This is a genomic window from Pseudomonas ogarae (genome assembly GCF_014268695.2).
Lineage (GTDB): Bacteria > Pseudomonadota > Gammaproteobacteria > Pseudomonadales > Pseudomonadaceae > Aquipseudomonas > Aquipseudomonas kilonensis.
This window is the reverse complement of record NZ_CP077086.1, coordinates 757039-773452: the sequence shown is the minus strand read 5'-3', so window position 1 is coordinate 773452 and position 16414 is coordinate 757039. Positions and strand designations below refer to the sequence as shown.

Genomic DNA, 16414 nt, shown 5'->3' with positions numbered 1-16414 from the left:
GACCGGATCATGCAAACTCGTGACGATATTTTCCACACCCTGCGCGATGCTCTGGTCGAGCTTTTCGAGCTGGACCCTGAGCGTGTGACGCTGGAATCGAACCTGTACCAGGACCTGGAAATCGACAGCATCGACGCGGTCGACCTGATCGACCATATCAAGCGCCAGACCGGCAAGAAAATCGCCGCCGAAGAATTCAAGTCGGTGCGCACCGTCAATGACGTGGTCGAGGCGGTTTATCGACTGGTCCAACCGGCCGCATGACCCGGCTGATTGGCCTCGGCCTGCTGCTGGCGGGCCTGCTCTACCCCTTTGCGGTGTATTTCGGCATGGAGCACTTCGCCCCGTGGCAGTTCGGGCTGCTGCTGGGCAGCCTGTGGCTGGCCCGGGCGTTGCTTGGCAAAGGCGAAGCCGGTAGCCGCTGGATGGCGGCCACGGCGATCGTGTTTTGCATATTGCTCGCGCTGTTCGACAGCCCGATCCTGCTGCGCTGGTACCCGGTGCTGATCAGCGCGTTCATGCTCGGGCTGTTCGTGCTGAGCCTGAAATACGGCCCGCCGATGATCGAACGCCTGGCCCGCCTGCGCGAACCGCAGCTGCCGGCCAAGGCGGTGGTGTATACGCGTCAGGTCACGGTGGCCTGGAGTGTGTTTTTCCTGTGTAACGGTTTGCTCGCCGCCGCCCTGACCCTCTGGGCGCCGCTGAGCTGGTGGATGTTGTACACCGGCCTGATTTCCTACGGATTGATGGGGCTGCTGTTTGCCATTGAATGGCTCATACGACAACGGGTAAGAGGCCGCCCATGAATTGGATAACACTTGAGCAGATGCTGCTCAAGGCTCAGCCGGAACGCGCCGTTGCGGTCGATCCGGCGCTGAATCACTCGCAACTGCGGGACGCGGCGTTGCGCCTGGCGACCGGCCTGCAAGCTCGGGGCGTGCGGCATGTGGCGGTGCACCTGGAAGATGCCGCCGACCTGGCCGTAGCCCTGCTGGGTGCCTGGCGCGCCGGGGTCCGGGTCCTGCTTCCCGCCGACCTGCAAGCGCAGACACGCCAGCGCTGGGCGGCGGACGTGGACCTGTGGCTGACCGACCAGCCCGGCGATACACATCCCGGCGACCTGCAACAAGCGCCGATGGACGCCGCCGAACTGGACCTCGATCACTGCTGGCTGAGCCTGTGCACCTCCGGCTCCAGCGGCGAGCCCAAGCGCATCGAGAAAACCCTGCGCCAGTTGAGTAACGAGGTCCAGGCCCTGGAGCACCTGTGGGGCGCCGACCTGGGCCCGGCCTGCATGATCGGCAGCGTTGCTACCCAGCACATCTACGGGTTGCTGTTCCGGGTGCTGTGGCCGCTGTGCGCCGGGCGTACCTTCGTGCGTCGGCAATTGGCCTTCCCCGAAGACCTGCAACGTGCCAGCCGTGAGCGACCGGCCTTCGCCTGGGTCGCCAGCCCAGCGCTGCTCAAGCGCATGGGCGACAACCTCGATTGGCCGGCCTTGAGCTGCGTGCGCCGGGTGTTCTCCTCTGGCGGCGCCTTGCCCGCCGAGGCTGCGCAAAGCCTGCAGCAGCGCCTGGGGCAATGGCCGACGGAAATTTTCGGCAGTTCGGAAACCGGCGGCATCGCCTGGCGTCAGGGTAGCGGATTGTGGCAACCCTTTGCCGACGTCGAACTGAGCCAGGACAGCGACGGCGCCTTGCTGATCGCCTCGCCCTATCTGCCGACCGGGCATGTGGAACACACCGCCGACGCGGCACGAATCGCCGAAGATGGGCGCTTTGAGTTGCTCGGGCGACTGGACCGTATCGTCAAGCTCGAAGAAAAACGCATCTCCCTGCCGATGCTCGAACAAGCGCTGGTGGCCCACGACTGGGTCAGCGAAGCGCGGCTGGGGGTGGTGCAGGAGAATCGCGCCTCCCTCGGCGCGCTGCTGGTGCTGAGCGACGCTGGCCTGCGAGCCTTGCGCAACCAGGGCCGGCGCGCCGTCACCGAGGGCCTGCGCCGGCACCTGAGCGAACATTGCGAAACCCTCGCCCTGCCACGGCGCTGGCGCTGGTTACGGCAGTTGCCGCTCAACGCCCAGGGCAAGCTGCCCCAGGCCGAAGTCGAGGCGCTGCTGATGGCGCCACGCCCCAAGGCTCCCGAAGTGTTGGAACACGTCGAAACCGACGGTGAGTGGAGCCTGCAACTGATCGTACCGCCAGACCTGGCGTACTTCAGCGGCCACTTCCCCACCGCGCCGGTACTGCCGGGCGTGGTGCAGGTCGATTGGGCCTTGAGCCTTGGCCGGCAATTGCTGGACCTGCCGCCCCGGTTCGTCGGTATGGAAGTGCTGAAATTCCAGCAACTGGTTCGGCCCGGCGATGAAATCCAACTGCACCTGCGCTTCGACCGCGAGCGCGGCAAGCTGTACTTCGCCTACCGCAATGACACGGCGGCCTGCTCCAGTGGGCGGATTGTGTTGGGGGAAAACAATGCCTAGGCATCTGCACAGATCACTGTGGCGAGGGAGCTTGCTCCCGCTGGGCTGCGAAGCAGCCCCTGGTTTTTCAAGAGCGAGTGCTCCGCACTCAAGCGGGAGCAAGCTCCCTCGCCACAAAATGCTCCTTGGCCACCGAGACATGCCGCATGCATAACCCCTGCGCCGTCATCCCGGTCTACAACCACGAAACCGCCATCCCGGCGGTGGTCCAGGCGTTGCTCGCCAACGGCCTGCCCTGCGTGCTGGTGGATGATGCCAGCAGCCCGGCGTGTGCCGCCGTGCTCGATCGGCTGGCCGAGGGCGATCAGGTCCATCTGGTCAGGCTGGCCGTCAACCAGGGCAAGGGCGGCGCGGTGATGACCGGCTTGCGGGAAGCGGCGCGCCTGGGCTTCAGCCACGCCTTGCAGGTGGACGCCGACGGGCAGCACGATCTTGGCGACGTGAAGACGTTCATCGAGCAATCCCGTGCCCACCCGGACGCAGTGATCTGTGGTTATCCGCGCTACGACGCCAGCGTGCCGAAAGGTCGCCTGTACGCGCGCTACCTGACCCACGTGATGGTCTGGATCAACAGCCTGTCCTTGCAAATCCGCGACTCCATGTGCGGCTTTCGGGTCTATCCCTTGGCACCGACCCTGGCGCTGATCGACTCGGCCAATATCGGCAAGCGGATGGATTTCGATTCGGACATCCTCGTGCGCCTGTCCTGGCGCAATCAGCCGATGCACTGGCTGCACACGCGGGTCCATTACCCCCAGCACGGAGTCTCGCACTTTCGCCTGTTCCACGACAACGTGCTGATTTCCAGCATGCACACCCGGTTGTTCTTCGGCATGCTCGTGCGCTTTCCCCTGATTCTCTGGCGACGGTGGCGGGCATGAACCTTCAGGAAGACAAGCAGCATTGGGCCGACCGCCAGGAGCGCGGCAGTTTCTGGCTGATGAAACTCACCGCGCTCGCCGCCAAGGTGCTCGGTCGGCGTTTGCTGACCCCGGTGCTGTACGGCATCGTCCTGTACTTCTTCATTTTCGGCCGCAGCGCTCGCCAGGCCGCCTGGCAATACCAGCAGCGCCTGGCCGACTGGAGCGCACGTCCCGAGCTGCGCCCGACCCGCTGGCGGGTGTTCGGGCAATTCATGGCCTTTGCCGACTCCCTGCTGGACAAGCTCGACGTCTGGAACGGCAAGCTGAGCATCGACCAGATCGAAATCGTCGACCCGGCGCTGCTGCGCAATCATCTGCGCGATGCCCGCGGGCAAATGCTGGTGGGCGCGCACCTGGGCAATCTGGAGATGTGCCGGGCCCTGGCCGAGCTGGGCGAGAAAGTCACCATGAACGTGCTGGTGCACACCAAGCACGCCGAGCGGTTCAACCGCCTGCTGGGCGAAGCCGGTGCCACGCACTTGCGGCTGATCCAGGTCAGCGAGCTGGACCCGGTGATCATGTTGCAGTTGAGCGAGCGCCTGGAGCGCGGCGAGTGGCTGGCGATTGCCGGCGACCGCGTACCGCTGCACGGCGGGCGCAGCGTGACCGTGGACTTCATGGGGCTTGCGGCCGCATTCCCCCAGGGCCCCTGGCTGTTGGCCGGCCTGCTGAAATGCCCGGTCAACCTGCTGATGTGCCTCAAGCACGAGGGACGCTATCGCGTCACCCTCGAACCCTTCGCCGATGCCGTGGTGTGGAAACGCAACGACCGCGAACAAGTGATCGCCCACTGGGCTGGCCGCTACGCCGAGCGCCTGGCGCAATACTGCCTCCAGGCCCCCCAACAGTGGTTCAACTTTTACCCTTTCTGGAAGACCGATGACGATGCCCACTCTTGAGCCGGTAACCTTCGGCGAACGCCCCTTGCGCATCGAAGATGTGCTGGCCCTGGCCAACCGTCAGGCACCGACGCAGTTGCAGGATGACCCGGCGTTCCGCCAGCGTATCGCCAAGGGTGCGCAATTCCTCGATTCCCTGCTGGACAAGGAAGGCGTTATCTACGGCGTGACCACCGGTTACGGCGACTCTTGCGTAGTGGCCGTGCCGTTGCACCACGTCGAGGCCCTGCCGCGTCACCTGTACACGTTCCACGGCTGCGGCCTGGGCAAGCTGCTCGACGCCCAGGCCACCCGTGCGGTGCTGGCGGCGCGTTTGCAGTCGCTGTGCCACGGCATGTCGGGGGTGCGGGTGGAGCTGCTGGAACGCCTGCAGGCCTTTCTCGAACACGACATCCTGCCGCTGATCCCGGAAGAAGGCTCGGTGGGCGCCAGCGGCGACCTGACGCCGCTGTCCTACGTCGCCGCCACGCTGTCCGGCGAACGGGAAGTGATGTTCCGTGGCGAACGGCGCCTGGCCGCTGATGTGCACCGCGAACTGAGCTGGGCCCCATTGGTGCTGCGGCCCAAGGAAGCCCTGGCGCTGATGAACGGCACCGCCGTGATGACCGGCCTGGCCTGCCTGGCCTTCGCCCGCGCCGACTACCTGCTGCAACTGGCGACCCGCATCACCGCGCTGAACGTCGTCGCCCTGCAAGGCAACCCGGAACACTTCGACGAACGCCTGTTCGCCGCCAAGCCACACCCGGGACAAATGCAAGTCGCCGCTTGGCTGCGCAAGGACCTGGCGATCGACGCCCCCACCGCGCCGTTGCATCGTCTGCAGGACCGCTATTCCCTGCGCTGCGCGCCCCATGTGCTTGGGGTACTGGCCGACAGCCTGGGCTGGCTGCGCGCGTTCATCGAAACCGAACTCAACAGTGCCAACGACAACCCGATCATCGACGCCGAAGCCGAGCGCGTGCTGCACGGTGGGCATTTCTACGGCGGGCACATCGCCTTTGCCATGGACAGCCTGAAGAACCTGGTGGCCAACGTCGCCGACCTGCTGGATCGCCAGCTCGCACTGCTGGTGGACGAGCGCTACAACCATGGCCTGCCCAGCAACCTGTCCGGCGCCAGCGCCGAGCGGGCGATGCTCAATCATGGCTTCAAGGCCGTGCAGATCGGCACCAGTGCCTGGACCGCCGAAGCCCTGAAAAACACCATGCCAGCCAGCGTGTTCTCGCGTTCCACCGAGTGCCACAACCAGGACAAGGTAAGCATGGGCACCATCGCCGCCCGGGACGCGATCCGCGTACTGGAGCTGACCGAACAAGTCGCCGCCGCCACCTTGCTGGCCGCCAACCAAGGCGTGTGGCTGCGCAGCCGTGCCGAAGACGCGCGCCCACTGCCGCCGGCGCTGGCCGCCATGCACGAGCAACTGGCCGAGGATTTCCCCCCTGTGATCGAAGACCGCGCCCTGGAAGGCGAACTGCGCCTGTGCCTGCAACGCATCGCCGAGCAACACTGGAGGCTGCATGCGTAGCCAAGGCGTTTTGCACGTTGACACACACATCGTGGTGCCGTTCTTCGATGTCGATTCGATGAACGTGGTCTGGCACGGCCACTACGTCAAATACCTGGAAGTGGCCCGCTGTGCCTTGCTCGACCTGATCGGCCACAACTACAACGACATGCTCGAATCCGGCCATGCGTGGCCGATCATCGACCTGCAACTGCGCTACGTGCGCAGCGCCGTGTTCGGCCAGGCCCTGACCGTGCGCGCGAGCCTGGTGGAGTGGGAAAACCGGCTGAAGATCAATTACCTGATCAGCGACGCAGCCACGGGCGAGCGCTTGACCCGTGCCAGTTCGGTGCAAGTGGCCGTGGACCTCGCCAGTCGCGAAATGCTGCTGGCCTCGCCCCGGGTCTTTGTTCAAGCCGTGGAAAGGAAACTGCCATGAAGCGCCTGGTTATCTGGCTGTTGCTGTGCTGCCTGGCGCCCGCTGCCCAAGCGTTCGACTTGCAACAACTGAGCGACCAACTGGCCCGCCCGGAGGTGATCCACGGGCAGTTCATCCAGGAAAAACACCTGCGCGCCCTGCCCCAGCCCCTCACCAGCAAGGGGCGCTTCGTGCTGGCGAAAAACCACGGCCTGCTGTGGCTGCTGCAAACCCCGCTGCAACAGGACTACCGCATCACCACCCAGGGCATCGCCCGACGAGACGGCAGCACCTGGCAGATGTTGCCGAACAAGAGCGCCGGCGCCGAACAGAACCGACTGTTCCTGGCGGTATTGCAGGGTGACAGCACAGGCCTGCAGCGGGATTTCGAACTGAGCCTGTCGGGTGAGCCACAACAATGGAAGCTCACCCTGACCCCGCGCTCGGTGCTGCTCAAACAGGTTTTCAACCAGATCAACATCGACGGCGGCGAACTGGTACAGCGCATCGAACTGCTGGAAACCCAAGGCGACAGTACCGTGCTGCGCATGCAAGACAGCACGAGCACGCAGCCTTTGAGCGAAGCGGAGCAACATGACTTTGCCGAGTGAACGGATGCTGCCCCGGCTGTTCCTGATCCTGCTGCTGGCGGTGCTCGCGCTCGCCGGTTGGCAATGGCGTAACGGCGCGCCGCTGTCGGCCAATCTCATGGAGCTGGTGCCGGGTACGTCGCCCGATGCCCTGGAGCTGATCGCCGAACAACGCATGCAGGAGCCGCTCAATCGCGAGGTGCTGGTGCTGGTGGGTCACACCGATCGCCAGCAAGCCATCACCCTGGCGCAAACCCTGGGCGAGCAATGGCAGGCCAGCGGCCTGTTCGACAAGGTCCAGTGGACGTTGCAGGCCGACTTGCCGGCGCTGCGCAGGCAATTGCTCGACGGGCGACTGGCGATGCTCTCGGCGGCGGACCGGCAGCAATTGATCGAGCAACCCGAGGCGTTCATCCAACAGCGGGTGCAGGCCCTATTCGACCCATTCAGCGGCTTCAGCCTGGTGCCGAACCAGGACGACTGGCTGGGCCTGACCGGGCGCATCCAGAACAGCCAGCCACAACGCGGCGCGATAAAATTCGACATCGGCAGCGGTGCGTTGGTCGCCGATGCCGACGGTAAAAGCTGGGTGATGCTGCGGGCCCGCGCCCAAGGCAACGCCTTCGACATGAACCTGCCGCTGCAAGTGGCCGAGCTGCTGCAACACAGCCGCGACCAGGCAGCCCAGGCCCAAGGGCAACTGCTAGCGGCCAGCGGCCTGCTGTACGCCGCCAGCGGCCAGCAACAGGCGTCGCGGGAAATCACCTGGGTCGGCGGTGGCGCGACCGTCGGCATCTTGTTGCTGCTGTTGCTGGCCTTCCGGCGCCTGCGCGTGTGGCTGGCGTTCGTGCCGGTGCTGGTAGGCATGCTGTTCGGCGCGGTGGCCTGCGTGGCCTTGTTCGGGCGCATGCATGTGATGACCCTGGTACTGGGTTCCAGCCTGATCGGCGTCGCGGTGGACTACCCGTTGCACTACCTGTCCAAGAGCTGGAGCCTAAAGCCATGGCGCAGTTGGCCGGCCTTGCGCCTGACCCTGCCAGGGCTGAGCCTGAGCCTGGCGACCACCTGCATCGGCTACCTGGCCCTGGCCTGGACGCCGTTCCCGGCCCTGACCCAGATCGCGATCTTTTCCGCCGCCGGGCTGGTGGGCGCCTACTTGACTGCCGTCTGCCTGCTGCCAGCGTTGCTCAAGGGTGCCGACTTGCGTCCGGCCCAGTGGCCGCTGCGGCTGTGCGAATGCCTGCTCCAGACCCGCCAAGCGCTGTTGGCGCGGGTACCCACGCCAGTGCTGCTGGTGTTGCTGCTGAGCTTTTGCGCAGGCGGCCTCTGGCACCTGACCACGAAAAACGACATCCGCCAGTGGATCGGCACGCCCCAGCACCTCACCGACGAGGCCCGCGACATCGCGCGCATCACCGGCTTCCAGCCCACCAGCCAGTTCTTCCTGATCCGCGCCGACGACCAGGCACAACTGCTGGAGCGCCAGACCGCCCTCAATGAGCGGCTGGACCAGTTGATCGGCCTGGAAAAACTCCAGGGCTACCTGTCGCTGAACCAACTGGTCAGCCCGCCCGCCGAACAGCAGAAAGTACGTGAGGCCCTGGCCCGGTTGCCGGGCTTCTGGCAACCGCTGCTGGACCTGGGCGTGCCGGTCGCCGCGCTGCAAGCGGAGCTGGCGCAACTACAGGCCCTGCCGGTGACCGACATTGACGCCGCGCTGGCAGGTCCGTTGGCCGAGCCGTATCGCACACTCTGGCTCGGACCAACAGCGCAAGGCGTCGCGGCGGTGGTCAGCTTACAAGGGTTGAACGATGCGGCGCTGCTGCGGGTTCAGGCGGTGGATTTGCCGGGCGTACAACTGGTGGATCGCCTGGGCGACCTGAACCGGGTCTTCGCCGCCACGCAGGTCAGCGCCGCCGAATTGAAACTGGCCTCCTGCGTGTTGATTGTGCTGGTGCTGGTCTGGCCGTTTGGCGTCGGCGGCGCCTTGCGCATCGTGGCCCTGCCGCTGCTGGCCGCGCTGTGCAGCCTGGCGAGCCTCGGCTGGCTGGGGCAGCCATTGACCTTGTTCAGCCTGTTCGGCCTGCTGCTGGTGACGGCCATCGGTGTCGATTACGCGATCCTGATGCGCGAGCAGATCGGCGGTGCCGCCGTGAGCCTGCTGGGCACGTTGCTGGCGGCGGTCACCACCTGGCTGTCGTTCGGCCTGCTGGCGCTGTCCAGCACCCCGGCGGTGAGCAACTTCGGCCTGGCAGTAAGCCTGGGGCTGGCCTTCAGCTTCATGCTGGCGCCGTGGGTCGGACATCAGGCCCACGCGGCAGCGGTCGCGGAGCCCGCCCCATGATGATCCTACTGTTCTGGCTCATGGCCCTGGGGCTATTCGCAGTCGCGACCCACATAGGCCGTCGCTTCGGGTTGATCCCGATTGTCAGCCAGTTGTTGCTGGCGACGTTCGGCCTGCCGCTGCTGATGTATTTCTGGATCGAGCCGGGCTGGCAGCTCAGCGGCGCGCAACTGGTGTCGCCAGTGTGGCTGAAGAACCTCTACAGCTTCGCGTTTGCGCTGTTGCTGGGGCACATCCTCAGCGACGTGATCGACCTGCGCCTGGACCGCCAGAGCGTGAAAATCGCCCTGCCAAGCTTCGTCGTTCCGTTCACCTGCGGTCTGGCGACAGCGTTCTGGCTGCTGCCGCCCCAGCCCTGGATCAGCTCCCTGGCGGTGGGACTGCTGTTTGCGATCACGGCGATCCCGGTGCTGTATCTGTACCTGCGTCACATCGATTACCCACCCGCCGCCACTCGACGACTGGTGCAAACGGCGATCCTGATCGACCTGGCCTGCTGGAGCCTGTTCGGCCTGGCCCAGGGCAGTCTCCACCTGGACAGCCTGTTGTTGCCGTTGGCCGGCGCCTGTGTGCCGCTGCTGTTGCGCCTGTTTGGCCTGCGCCAGCCGTTGCTGTACAGCGGCGTGTTTTTTGCCTTGCTGGTGGTGGCCGAACACTACCGGCTCAATGCACTGATCGTCGGCATCGGCTATCTGCTGTGCATGGCCGCGCTCAAAGTACCCTTGAGGCTGCCGCTCAATGCTGCCTGGATGCAGGATTTACAGACGTACCTGGCGATCCCGCTGATCCTCACGTTCGGCATTGTGCAGATCGACGTCCACAGCGCCATGAACAGCCTCGACTGGGTGCAATTGGCCGCGTTGCTGCTGTTGCCCATTGCCAGCAAACTGCTGGGCAACTGGCTGGGCCTGGGTTGGGCCGCCGCGTCATTCGCCGGCGCCAGTCGCTGGCGCGAAAGTGTCCTGCTGAACATTCGCGGCTTGAGTGAAATTGTCTTCCTCAACCTGCTCCTGCAACAACAACTCATCAGCCCGGCGTTGTATTTCACGCTGATGCTGATGGGGCTGATCGCCACATTGCTGCCGGCCGTGGCCGGTTTCCACCGTATTCCCTCGCTTGCCGTCCCGGCCAGGAGCTCCAGTGCCAACAGTTGAAACGGAACGTCGACAGGTCGTCATCATCGGCGCAGGCCCTTCCGGCGCCATTGCCGCCGCGCTGCTCAAGCGCAAGGGCCACGATGTGCTGGTCATCGAGCGCCAGCATTTCCCCCGGTTCTCCATCGGTGAGAGCCTGTTGTCCCATTGCCTGGATTTCGTCGAAGAAGCCGGCATGCTCGACGCGGTGAATGCCGCCGGGTTCCAGCGCAAGAACGGCGCCGCGTTTGCCTGGGGCGAGCGCTACAGTGCCTTCGATTTCGGCGACACCTTCAGCAACGGCAAGCCCACGACCTTCCAGGTGCAACGCGCCGACTTCGACAAGTTGCTGGCCGACCAGGCCGCCCTGCAAGGCGTGGAGATCCGCTACGGCCAAGCAATCACCAGCGCCGATTTCAGCCTCGCCAAGCCACAACTTGGTGTGCAGCGCGAAGATGGCAGCGAATACTGCGTCGAGGCCGACTTCGTGCTCGATGCCAGCGGCTATGGCCGAGTCCTGCCGCGCCTGCTGGACCTTGAGGCGCCGTCGAACTTCCCGGTGCGCCAAGCGGTGTTCACGCACATCGAAGATCGCATCGACACCCCGGCTTTTGATCGGGACAAGATCCTCATCACCACTCACCCGAGCAAACGCGACGTGTGGTTCTGGACCATTCCGTTCAGCGACGGGCGCTGCTCGGTGGGTGTGGTTGCAGCGGCGGAACATTTCACCGGCCGCACCGACGACCTCGATGCCTGCCTGCGCGGTTTCATCGATGAAACCCCAAGCCTGGCCGGCGTGCTGCAGAACGCCGTGTGGGACACCCCGGCGCGGACCATCGGCGGCTACTCGGCCAACGTCAAGACCCTGCACGGCCAAGGCTTCGCCCTGCTGGGCAACGCTGCGGAATTCCTCGACCCGGTGTTCTCCTCCGGTGTGACCATTGCCATGCGCTCGGCGAGCATGGCCGCCGACGTGCTCCACCGTCAGTTGCAAGGTGAATCCGTGGATTGGCAAAGCGAGTTTGCCGAGCCGCTCAAGCGCGGCGTCGACACCTTCCGCTGCTATGTCGAGGGCTGGTACGCCGGCACCTTCCAGGACGTGATTTTCTACACCGAAGGCTCGGCCGACATCCGCCGCATGATCAGCTCGATCCTGGCCGGCTACGCCTGGGATCAGCGCAACCCGTTCGTCAGCGAACCCAAGCGGCGCCTGCGCATGCTCTCGGAAATCTGCGCGAGCCCGACGCCATGAGTCAGCAACCATGAGCTACCTGAGCGACAACTACGTCGAAGAAACCCGCTTCGGTTTCTGGTTCCTGCGCAGCCACACCTGGCAGCACCATGTGTTGCGCGTGGCGATCAACGACCTGCGCAGCCTGTTCAGCACCCCGCTGCCGAGCAACCCGGTGCTGCTGGACGCCGGCTGCGGCCAGGGCAAATCCTTCCAGTACCTGCGCCAGGTGTTCGCGCCACACCGCCTGATCGGCGTGGATGCCGACCCCCACAGCCTGGACCTGAGCCGGGAGGAGGTCGCGCGCCAGGGCATGACCGTGGAGCTGATTGGCAGCGACTGCGCGACATTGGCAGTGCCGGATGCCAGCGTCGATCTGCTGTTCTGCCACCAGACGTTCCATCACTTGGTGGAACAGGAAAACGCCCTCGCCGAGTTCTACCGCGTACTCAAGCCCGGCGGCTATTTGATGTTCGCCGAATCCACCGAAGCCTATATCGACACCTGGGTGATTCGCTGGCTGTTCCGTCATCCCATGCACGTGCAGAAAAGTGCCGCGCAATACCTGGAGATGATCCGCGGGCAGGGTTTCCAGTTCGAAGCCTGCAACGTGTCCTATCCGTATCTGTGGTGGAGCCGCGCCAAGGACTTTGGCTTGCTGGAGCGTTTTGGCCTGCGCCGGGCCAAACCGTTCGGCGAGCGAGAGGAAACCCTGGTCAATGTGGTGGCGCGCAAGCCCGTCGAAGGGGCCATCGGATGATTCGTGCCCTGCTTATCGGCTGCCTGTTGCTGCTCAGTGCCTGCGCCAGCCATGCGCCACTGCCCGAGCGCACACCAACCCTGGCCTTGCCGATGCAACTGCACATAGAACGGACATTGGCCGGCCAACGCCAGGATTGGCTGCTGGTGATCCAGCGCGAAGACGCCGGCATCCGTTGGTCGATGATGGACCCGCTGGGCATTCCCGTGGCCCGCCAGCGCCTGGTTGCAGGCCAGTGGCAAGCCGACGGTCTGCTGCCGCCCAATGCCGAGGCCCGGGAGTTGTTCGCCGCGCTGTTGTTCGCCCTGACCCCCGAAGCCGAACTGCCCGGCAACTACCCGGCCGCCCGGCAACAGGCGTCGCAACGGACCCTCGATAGTCGCTGGCAGGTGCGCTACACGCAGCCGCTGGATTTTGAAATGAGCCTGCCCCAAGGCCCCCGCTACCGCATCACACCGTTGACCGAGAACGCCCCATGACCGCCTATTTGAATGCCCTCGGGGTGATCTGTGCCCTGGGCCGCGACAAGCACACCGTCGCGCGCAACCTGTTTGCCGGCGACTGCTCGGGCGTGCGTATCAAGGACGGCTGGGTCGCCGAACGTGCGTTGCCGGTTGCCGCGGTGCCGGGTGAACTCGCCCCCATTCCCCCAACCCTGTTGGCGCACCGCAGCCGCAACAATCAACTGCTGTTGGAAGCCGGGCTGCAGATTCGCGCCGAGATCGACCAGGCCATCCAGGCCTACGGTCGCGCCCGCATCGGTATCGTGTTGGGCACCAGCACTTCGGGGATCGATGAGGCCAGCCAGGGCATTGCCCATTACCTGCGCGAGCAACACTTCCCCGACGGCTACGACTACCAGCAACAGGAACTCAGCGCGCCGGCCAACTTTCTTTCCGACTGGCTCGGCCTGAGCGGCCCCTCCTACGTGATTTCCACGGCCTGCACCTCCAGCGCCCGCGCCTTGATGAGCGCCCGGCGCCTGCTCGACCTGGGCCTGTGCGATGCGGTGCTGTGCGGTGGCGTGGACAGCCTGTGCAAACTGACCCTCAACGGTTTTTCCGCACTGGAAGCGGTGTCGAACGAACGCTGCAATCCGTTTTCGGTGAACCGCAGCGGCATCAACATTGGCGAAGCAGCCGTGCTGTTCCTCATGAGCAAGACGCCGGGCGAAGGAGCACCGATTGCCTTGCTCGGCGACGGTGCCAGTTCCGATGCCCACCATATTTCCGCACCTGAACCCAGCGGTCGCGGCGCCCGCCAGGCCATGGAAAAAGCCCTGCGTTGCGCCGGCCTCGAGGCCAGCCAGATCGACTACCTGAACCTGCACGGCACCGCCACGCAACACAACGACGCCATGGAAAGCCAGGCGGTGGCCGGGCTGTTTCCGGCGGGCGTGCCCTGCTCGTCCACCAAGCCCATGACCGGCCATACCCTCGGCGCGGCCGGGGCACTGGAAGCGGCGTTCTGCTGGCTGGCCCTGAGCGCAGAGAATATCGCCCTGGCCCTGCCGCCGCATGTCTGGGACGGCCAGGCCGATCCGGCCCTGCCGGCGCTGGACTGGGTCACCGCCGGCACCCACCTGAACCCGGCCACCCCGCGTCGCCTGATGAGCAATTCATTTGCATTCGGCGGCAACAACGTCAGCCTGATTATCGGAGACGCCCCATGATTGACTGGCCGCTCGCCGAACTGCTGCCCCATGCCGGCGACATGATCCTCATCGACCGGATCCTGTCGTTCGATGACGAACAGATCCATACCCACGCCACCGTCAAGCCCGGCGGTTTGTTCAGCCGCGACGATGGCGCGCTGCCGGCCTGGGTCGGCATCGAGCTGATGGCCCAAAGCGTCGCCGCCTTTGCCGGTTGCCATGCACGCCAACGGGGTGATGCCGTGGCCCTGGGCTTTTTGCTCGGCACCCGCAAGTTCGAATGCAACGTCGAGTGTTTTCCAGCCGGCGTCGAGCTGACCATCCACGGCGTGCGCTCCCTGGAAGACGACAACGGCATGGGCGTGTTCGAATGCCACATCCACGCCCCCGGCATTCATGCCACGGCCCGGCTCAACGTATTCCGTCCGCCCCAGGCCGCCCATTACCTTCATGAACCGTCCGCAACAGGAAACCCGTCATGACTGAATCCGTACTGGTCACCGGCTCCAGCCGTGGCATCGGCCGCGCCATCGCCCTGCGCCTGGCCCAGGCCGGGCACGACATCGTGCTGCACTGCCGCAGTGGCCGCGCCGAGGCCGAGACGGTCCAGGCGCAAATCCAGGCCCTGGGCCGCAACGCCCGGGTGCTGCAATTCGACGTGGCCGACCGTGCCGCGTGCAAGGCCATCCTCGAAGCCGACGTCGAAACCCACGGTGCCTATTACGGCGTGGTGCTCAACGCCGGCCTGACCCGCGATGGTGCTTTCCCGGCCCTGAGCGAAGACGACTGGGATGTGGTGATGCGCACCAACCTCGACGGTTTCTACAACGTGCTGCATCCGGTGATGATGCCGATGATCCGTCGTCGCGCCGCCGGGCGGATCGTCTGCATCACCTCGGTTTCCGGGCTGATCGGCAATCGCGGCCAGGTCAACTACAGCGCCTCGAAGGCCGGTTTGATCGGCGCGGCCAAGGCGTTGGCAATCGAGCTGGGCAAGCGCAAGATCACCGTCAATTGCGTCGCGCCAGGCTTGATAGACACTGCCATGCTCGATGAAAACGTACCCGTGGAAGAACTGATGAAAATGATCCCCGCCCAACGCATGGGTACCGCGGAAGAAGTGGCGGGTGCGGTGAATTTCCTGATGTCCGCCGAAGCCGGCTACATCACCCGGCAGGTCCTGGCCGTCAACGGAGGCTTGTGCTGATGAAGCGCGTCGTCGTCACCGGCATGGCCGGTATCACCTCCATAGGCAGCGACTGGGACACCATCGCCGCCAACTTCGCCGCCAACCGCAGCGGCATCCGGCGCATGGATGAGTGGGACCGTTTCACTGAACTGAACACCCGCCTGGCCGGGCCCATCGACGACTTCCAGGTCCCGGCCCACTGGACCCGCAAGCAATTGCGCAGCATGGGCCGGGTCTCGCGCCTGGCGGTGGGCGCGGCGGAACAGGCCCTGGCCGACGCCGGCCTGCTGGGCGACGAGTCGATCAAGGACGGGCGCATGGGCGTGTCCTGCGGTTCGTCCACCGGCAGCACCGACGAGATCAAGGCCTTTGGCAACATGCTGCTCAACAGCGTGGCCGAAGGGCTGAACGCCAACTCCTATGTACGGATGATGCCCCACACCACGGCGGCCAACATCAGCATCTTCTTCGGCCTGACCGGGCGCCTGATCCCAACCTCCAGCGCCTGCACCAGCGGCAGCCATGGCATCGGCTATGCCTACGAGGCCATCAAGTTCGGACGCCTGCCGTTGATGCTCGCCGGTGGCGCCGAAGAGCTGTGCCCGACCGAAGCGATGGTCTTCGATGCGCTCTACGCCACCAGCCTGAAAAACGAAGCACCGCAAACCAGCCCGCGCCCCTACGACAAGGACCGCGACGGTTTGGTGATCGGTGAAGGCGCCGGCATGCTCGTGCTTGAAGAACTGGAACACGCCCTGGCCCGTGGCGCCCGGATCCATGCCGAGATCGTCGGCTTTGGCAGCAACGCCGACGGCCAGCACGCCACCCGCCCCGAACTGCTCACCATGCGCCGGGCCATGGAACTGGCCCTGGAAGATGCCGGCCTCGAACCTTCGGCCATCGGCTACGTCAACGGCCACGGCACCGCCACCGAACAGGGCGACATCGCCGAAACCCTGGCCACCAGCAGCCTGTTTGGCGAACACATGCCCATCAGCTCACAGAAGAGTTTCCTCGGTCACACCCTGGGTGCCTGCGGGGCACTGGAATCCTGGTTCAGCATCGAGATGATGAACCGCGACCTCTACGTGCACACCTTCAACCTTGATGAGGTTGATCCCCAATGCGGCAAGCTCGATTACCTGCGTAACGAGTTCAGGTCGATGAGCAACGAATACGTGATGAACAACAACTTCGCCTTTGGTGGGGTCAACACCTCGCTGATTTTCCGCCGCTGGCACTGAATCGGATTCAAAACCCTGTTACCCCCGTCAAGGAGACCCT

At 65.0% G+C, this 16414-nt stretch carries 17 protein-coding genes; all 17 read left to right on the top strand.

The features are described 5' to 3' along the window. The first annotated feature begins 9 nt into the window (after window positions 1-9). The 17 genes from HU749_RS03330 to HU749_RS03250 all read left to right on the top strand — a co-directional run bounded on the left by HU749_RS03330 (window position 10) and on the right by HU749_RS03250 (window position 16374). Complete coding sequence (locus tag HU749_RS03330) at window positions 10-264, top strand: acyl carrier protein (RefSeq protein WP_003197040.1); 255 nt, start codon at window positions 10-12, stop codon at window positions 262-264. Beyond that, window positions 261-806, top strand: a complete 546-nt coding sequence (locus HU749_RS03325) for a COG4648 family protein (protein WP_186651237.1) — start codon at window positions 261-263, stop codon at window positions 804-806. The genes HU749_RS03330 and HU749_RS03325 overlap by 4 nt, the downstream gene beginning before the upstream one ends. Next, window positions 803-2482, top strand: coding sequence for an ApeI family dehydratase (locus HU749_RS03320; protein WP_079301590.1), 1680 nt, complete (start codon window positions 803-805; stop codon window positions 2480-2482). The genes HU749_RS03325 and HU749_RS03320 overlap by 4 nt, the downstream gene beginning before the upstream one ends. A 146-nt stretch (window positions 2483-2628) precedes the next feature. Next, on the top strand, window positions 2629-3363 hold the full coding sequence (locus tag HU749_RS03315; protein ID WP_186651235.1) for a glycosyltransferase family 2 protein: 735 nt from the start codon (window positions 2629-2631) through the stop codon (window positions 3361-3363). Further along, window positions 3360-4304 carry a lysophospholipid acyltransferase family protein gene (locus HU749_RS03310; protein WP_186651233.1) on the top strand — a complete coding sequence of 315 codons (945 nt, stop codon included), beginning with the start codon at window positions 3360-3362 and terminating at the stop codon, window positions 4302-4304. The genes HU749_RS03315 and HU749_RS03310 overlap by 4 nt, the downstream gene beginning before the upstream one ends. After that, window positions 4285-5829 carry an HAL/PAL/TAL family ammonia-lyase gene (locus tag HU749_RS03305; protein ID WP_186651231.1) on the top strand — a complete coding sequence of 515 codons (1545 nt, stop codon included), beginning with the start codon at window positions 4285-4287 and terminating at the stop codon, window positions 5827-5829. Before HU749_RS03310 ends, HU749_RS03305 begins: the two co-directional genes overlap by 20 nt. After that, window positions 5822-6247, top strand: a complete 426-nt coding sequence (locus HU749_RS03300; protein ID WP_014336210.1) for an acyl-CoA thioesterase — start codon at window positions 5822-5824, stop codon at window positions 6245-6247. The genes HU749_RS03305 and HU749_RS03300 overlap by 8 nt, the downstream gene beginning before the upstream one ends. After that, complete coding sequence (locus HU749_RS03295; RefSeq protein ID WP_014336209.1) at window positions 6244-6837, top strand: LolA family protein; 594 nt, start codon at window positions 6244-6246, stop codon at window positions 6835-6837. The genes HU749_RS03300 and HU749_RS03295 overlap by 4 nt, the downstream gene beginning before the upstream one ends. After that, window positions 6821-9160: an MMPL family transporter gene (locus HU749_RS03290; protein ID WP_186651229.1), complete on the top strand. Its 2340-nt coding sequence runs from the start codon at window positions 6821-6823 to the stop codon at window positions 9158-9160. Before HU749_RS03295 ends, HU749_RS03290 begins: the two co-directional genes overlap by 17 nt. Further along, a complete protein-coding gene (locus HU749_RS03285) occupies window positions 9157-10314 on the top strand; it encodes a sodium:proton antiporter (RefSeq protein ID WP_186651227.1) in 1158 nt (385 codons plus the stop codon). Before HU749_RS03290 ends, HU749_RS03285 begins: the two co-directional genes overlap by 4 nt. Then, window positions 10301-11548, top strand: coding sequence for an NAD(P)/FAD-dependent oxidoreductase (locus HU749_RS03280; RefSeq protein WP_186651225.1), 1248 nt, complete (start codon window positions 10301-10303; stop codon window positions 11546-11548). The genes HU749_RS03285 and HU749_RS03280 overlap by 14 nt, the downstream gene beginning before the upstream one ends. A 10-nt stretch (window positions 11549-11558) precedes the next feature. Next, window positions 11559-12287 carry a class I SAM-dependent methyltransferase gene (locus HU749_RS03275; protein ID WP_079301584.1) on the top strand — a complete coding sequence of 243 codons (729 nt, stop codon included), beginning with the start codon at window positions 11559-11561 and terminating at the stop codon, window positions 12285-12287. After that, window positions 12284-12766 (top strand): DUF3261 domain-containing protein, encoded by a 483-nt coding sequence (locus HU749_RS03270; protein ID WP_046065096.1) that lies wholly within the window; start codon window positions 12284-12286, stop codon window positions 12764-12766. The genes HU749_RS03275 and HU749_RS03270 overlap by 4 nt, the downstream gene beginning before the upstream one ends. After that, entirely contained in the window at window positions 12763-13959 is a 1197-nt protein-coding gene (locus HU749_RS03265) for a beta-ketoacyl-[acyl-carrier-protein] synthase family protein (RefSeq protein WP_186651223.1), read from the top strand. The genes HU749_RS03270 and HU749_RS03265 overlap by 4 nt, the downstream gene beginning before the upstream one ends. Further along, window positions 13956-14423 carry a hotdog family protein gene (locus tag HU749_RS03260; protein ID WP_014336202.1) on the top strand — a complete coding sequence of 156 codons (468 nt, stop codon included), beginning with the start codon at window positions 13956-13958 and terminating at the stop codon, window positions 14421-14423. The genes HU749_RS03265 and HU749_RS03260 overlap by 4 nt, the downstream gene beginning before the upstream one ends. Then, a complete protein-coding gene (gene fabG, locus HU749_RS03255) occupies window positions 14420-15148 on the top strand; it encodes a 3-oxoacyl-ACP reductase FabG (protein WP_014336201.1) in 729 nt (242 codons plus the stop codon). The genes HU749_RS03260 and fabG overlap by 4 nt, the downstream gene beginning before the upstream one ends. Then, window positions 15148-16374, top strand: coding sequence for a beta-ketoacyl-ACP synthase (locus HU749_RS03250; RefSeq protein ID WP_046065094.1), 1227 nt, complete (start codon window positions 15148-15150; stop codon window positions 16372-16374). The genes fabG and HU749_RS03250 overlap by 1 nt, the downstream gene beginning before the upstream one ends. Window positions 16375-16414 lie beyond the last annotated feature (40 nt).

Coding starts and splice junctions, on each gene's coding strand:
- HU749_RS03330 (WP_003197040.1), top strand. CDS start 10: ATGCAAACTCGTGACGATATTTTCCACACCCTGCGCGATGCTCTGGTC.
- HU749_RS03325 (WP_186651237.1), top strand. CDS start 261: ATGACCCGGCTGATTGGCCTCGGCCTGCTGCTGGCGGGCCTGCTCTAC.
- HU749_RS03320 (WP_079301590.1), top strand. CDS start 803: ATGAATTGGATAACACTTGAGCAGATGCTGCTCAAGGCTCAGCCGGAA.
- HU749_RS03315 (WP_186651235.1), top strand. CDS start 2,629: ATGCATAACCCCTGCGCCGTCATCCCGGTCTACAACCACGAAACCGCC.
- HU749_RS03310 (WP_186651233.1), top strand. CDS start 3,360: ATGAACCTTCAGGAAGACAAGCAGCATTGGGCCGACCGCCAGGAGCGC.
- HU749_RS03305 (WP_186651231.1), top strand. CDS start 4,285: ATGACGATGCCCACTCTTGAGCCGGTAACCTTCGGCGAACGCCCCTTG.
- HU749_RS03300 (WP_014336210.1), top strand. CDS start 5,822: ATGCGTAGCCAAGGCGTTTTGCACGTTGACACACACATCGTGGTGCCG.
- HU749_RS03295 (WP_014336209.1), top strand. CDS start 6,244: ATGAAGCGCCTGGTTATCTGGCTGTTGCTGTGCTGCCTGGCGCCCGCT.
- HU749_RS03290 (WP_186651229.1), top strand. CDS start 6,821: ATGACTTTGCCGAGTGAACGGATGCTGCCCCGGCTGTTCCTGATCCTG.
- HU749_RS03285 (WP_186651227.1), top strand. CDS start 9,157: ATGATGATCCTACTGTTCTGGCTCATGGCCCTGGGGCTATTCGCAGTC.
- HU749_RS03275 (WP_079301584.1), top strand. CDS start 11,559: ATGAGCTACCTGAGCGACAACTACGTCGAAGAAACCCGCTTCGGTTTC.
- HU749_RS03270 (WP_046065096.1), top strand. CDS start 12,284: ATGATTCGTGCCCTGCTTATCGGCTGCCTGTTGCTGCTCAGTGCCTGC.
- HU749_RS03265 (WP_186651223.1), top strand. CDS start 12,763: ATGACCGCCTATTTGAATGCCCTCGGGGTGATCTGTGCCCTGGGCCGC.
- HU749_RS03260 (WP_014336202.1), top strand. CDS start 13,956: ATGATTGACTGGCCGCTCGCCGAACTGCTGCCCCATGCCGGCGACATG.
- fabG (WP_014336201.1), top strand. CDS start 14,420: ATGACTGAATCCGTACTGGTCACCGGCTCCAGCCGTGGCATCGGCCGC.
- HU749_RS03250 (WP_046065094.1), top strand. CDS start 15,148: ATGAAGCGCGTCGTCGTCACCGGCATGGCCGGTATCACCTCCATAGGC.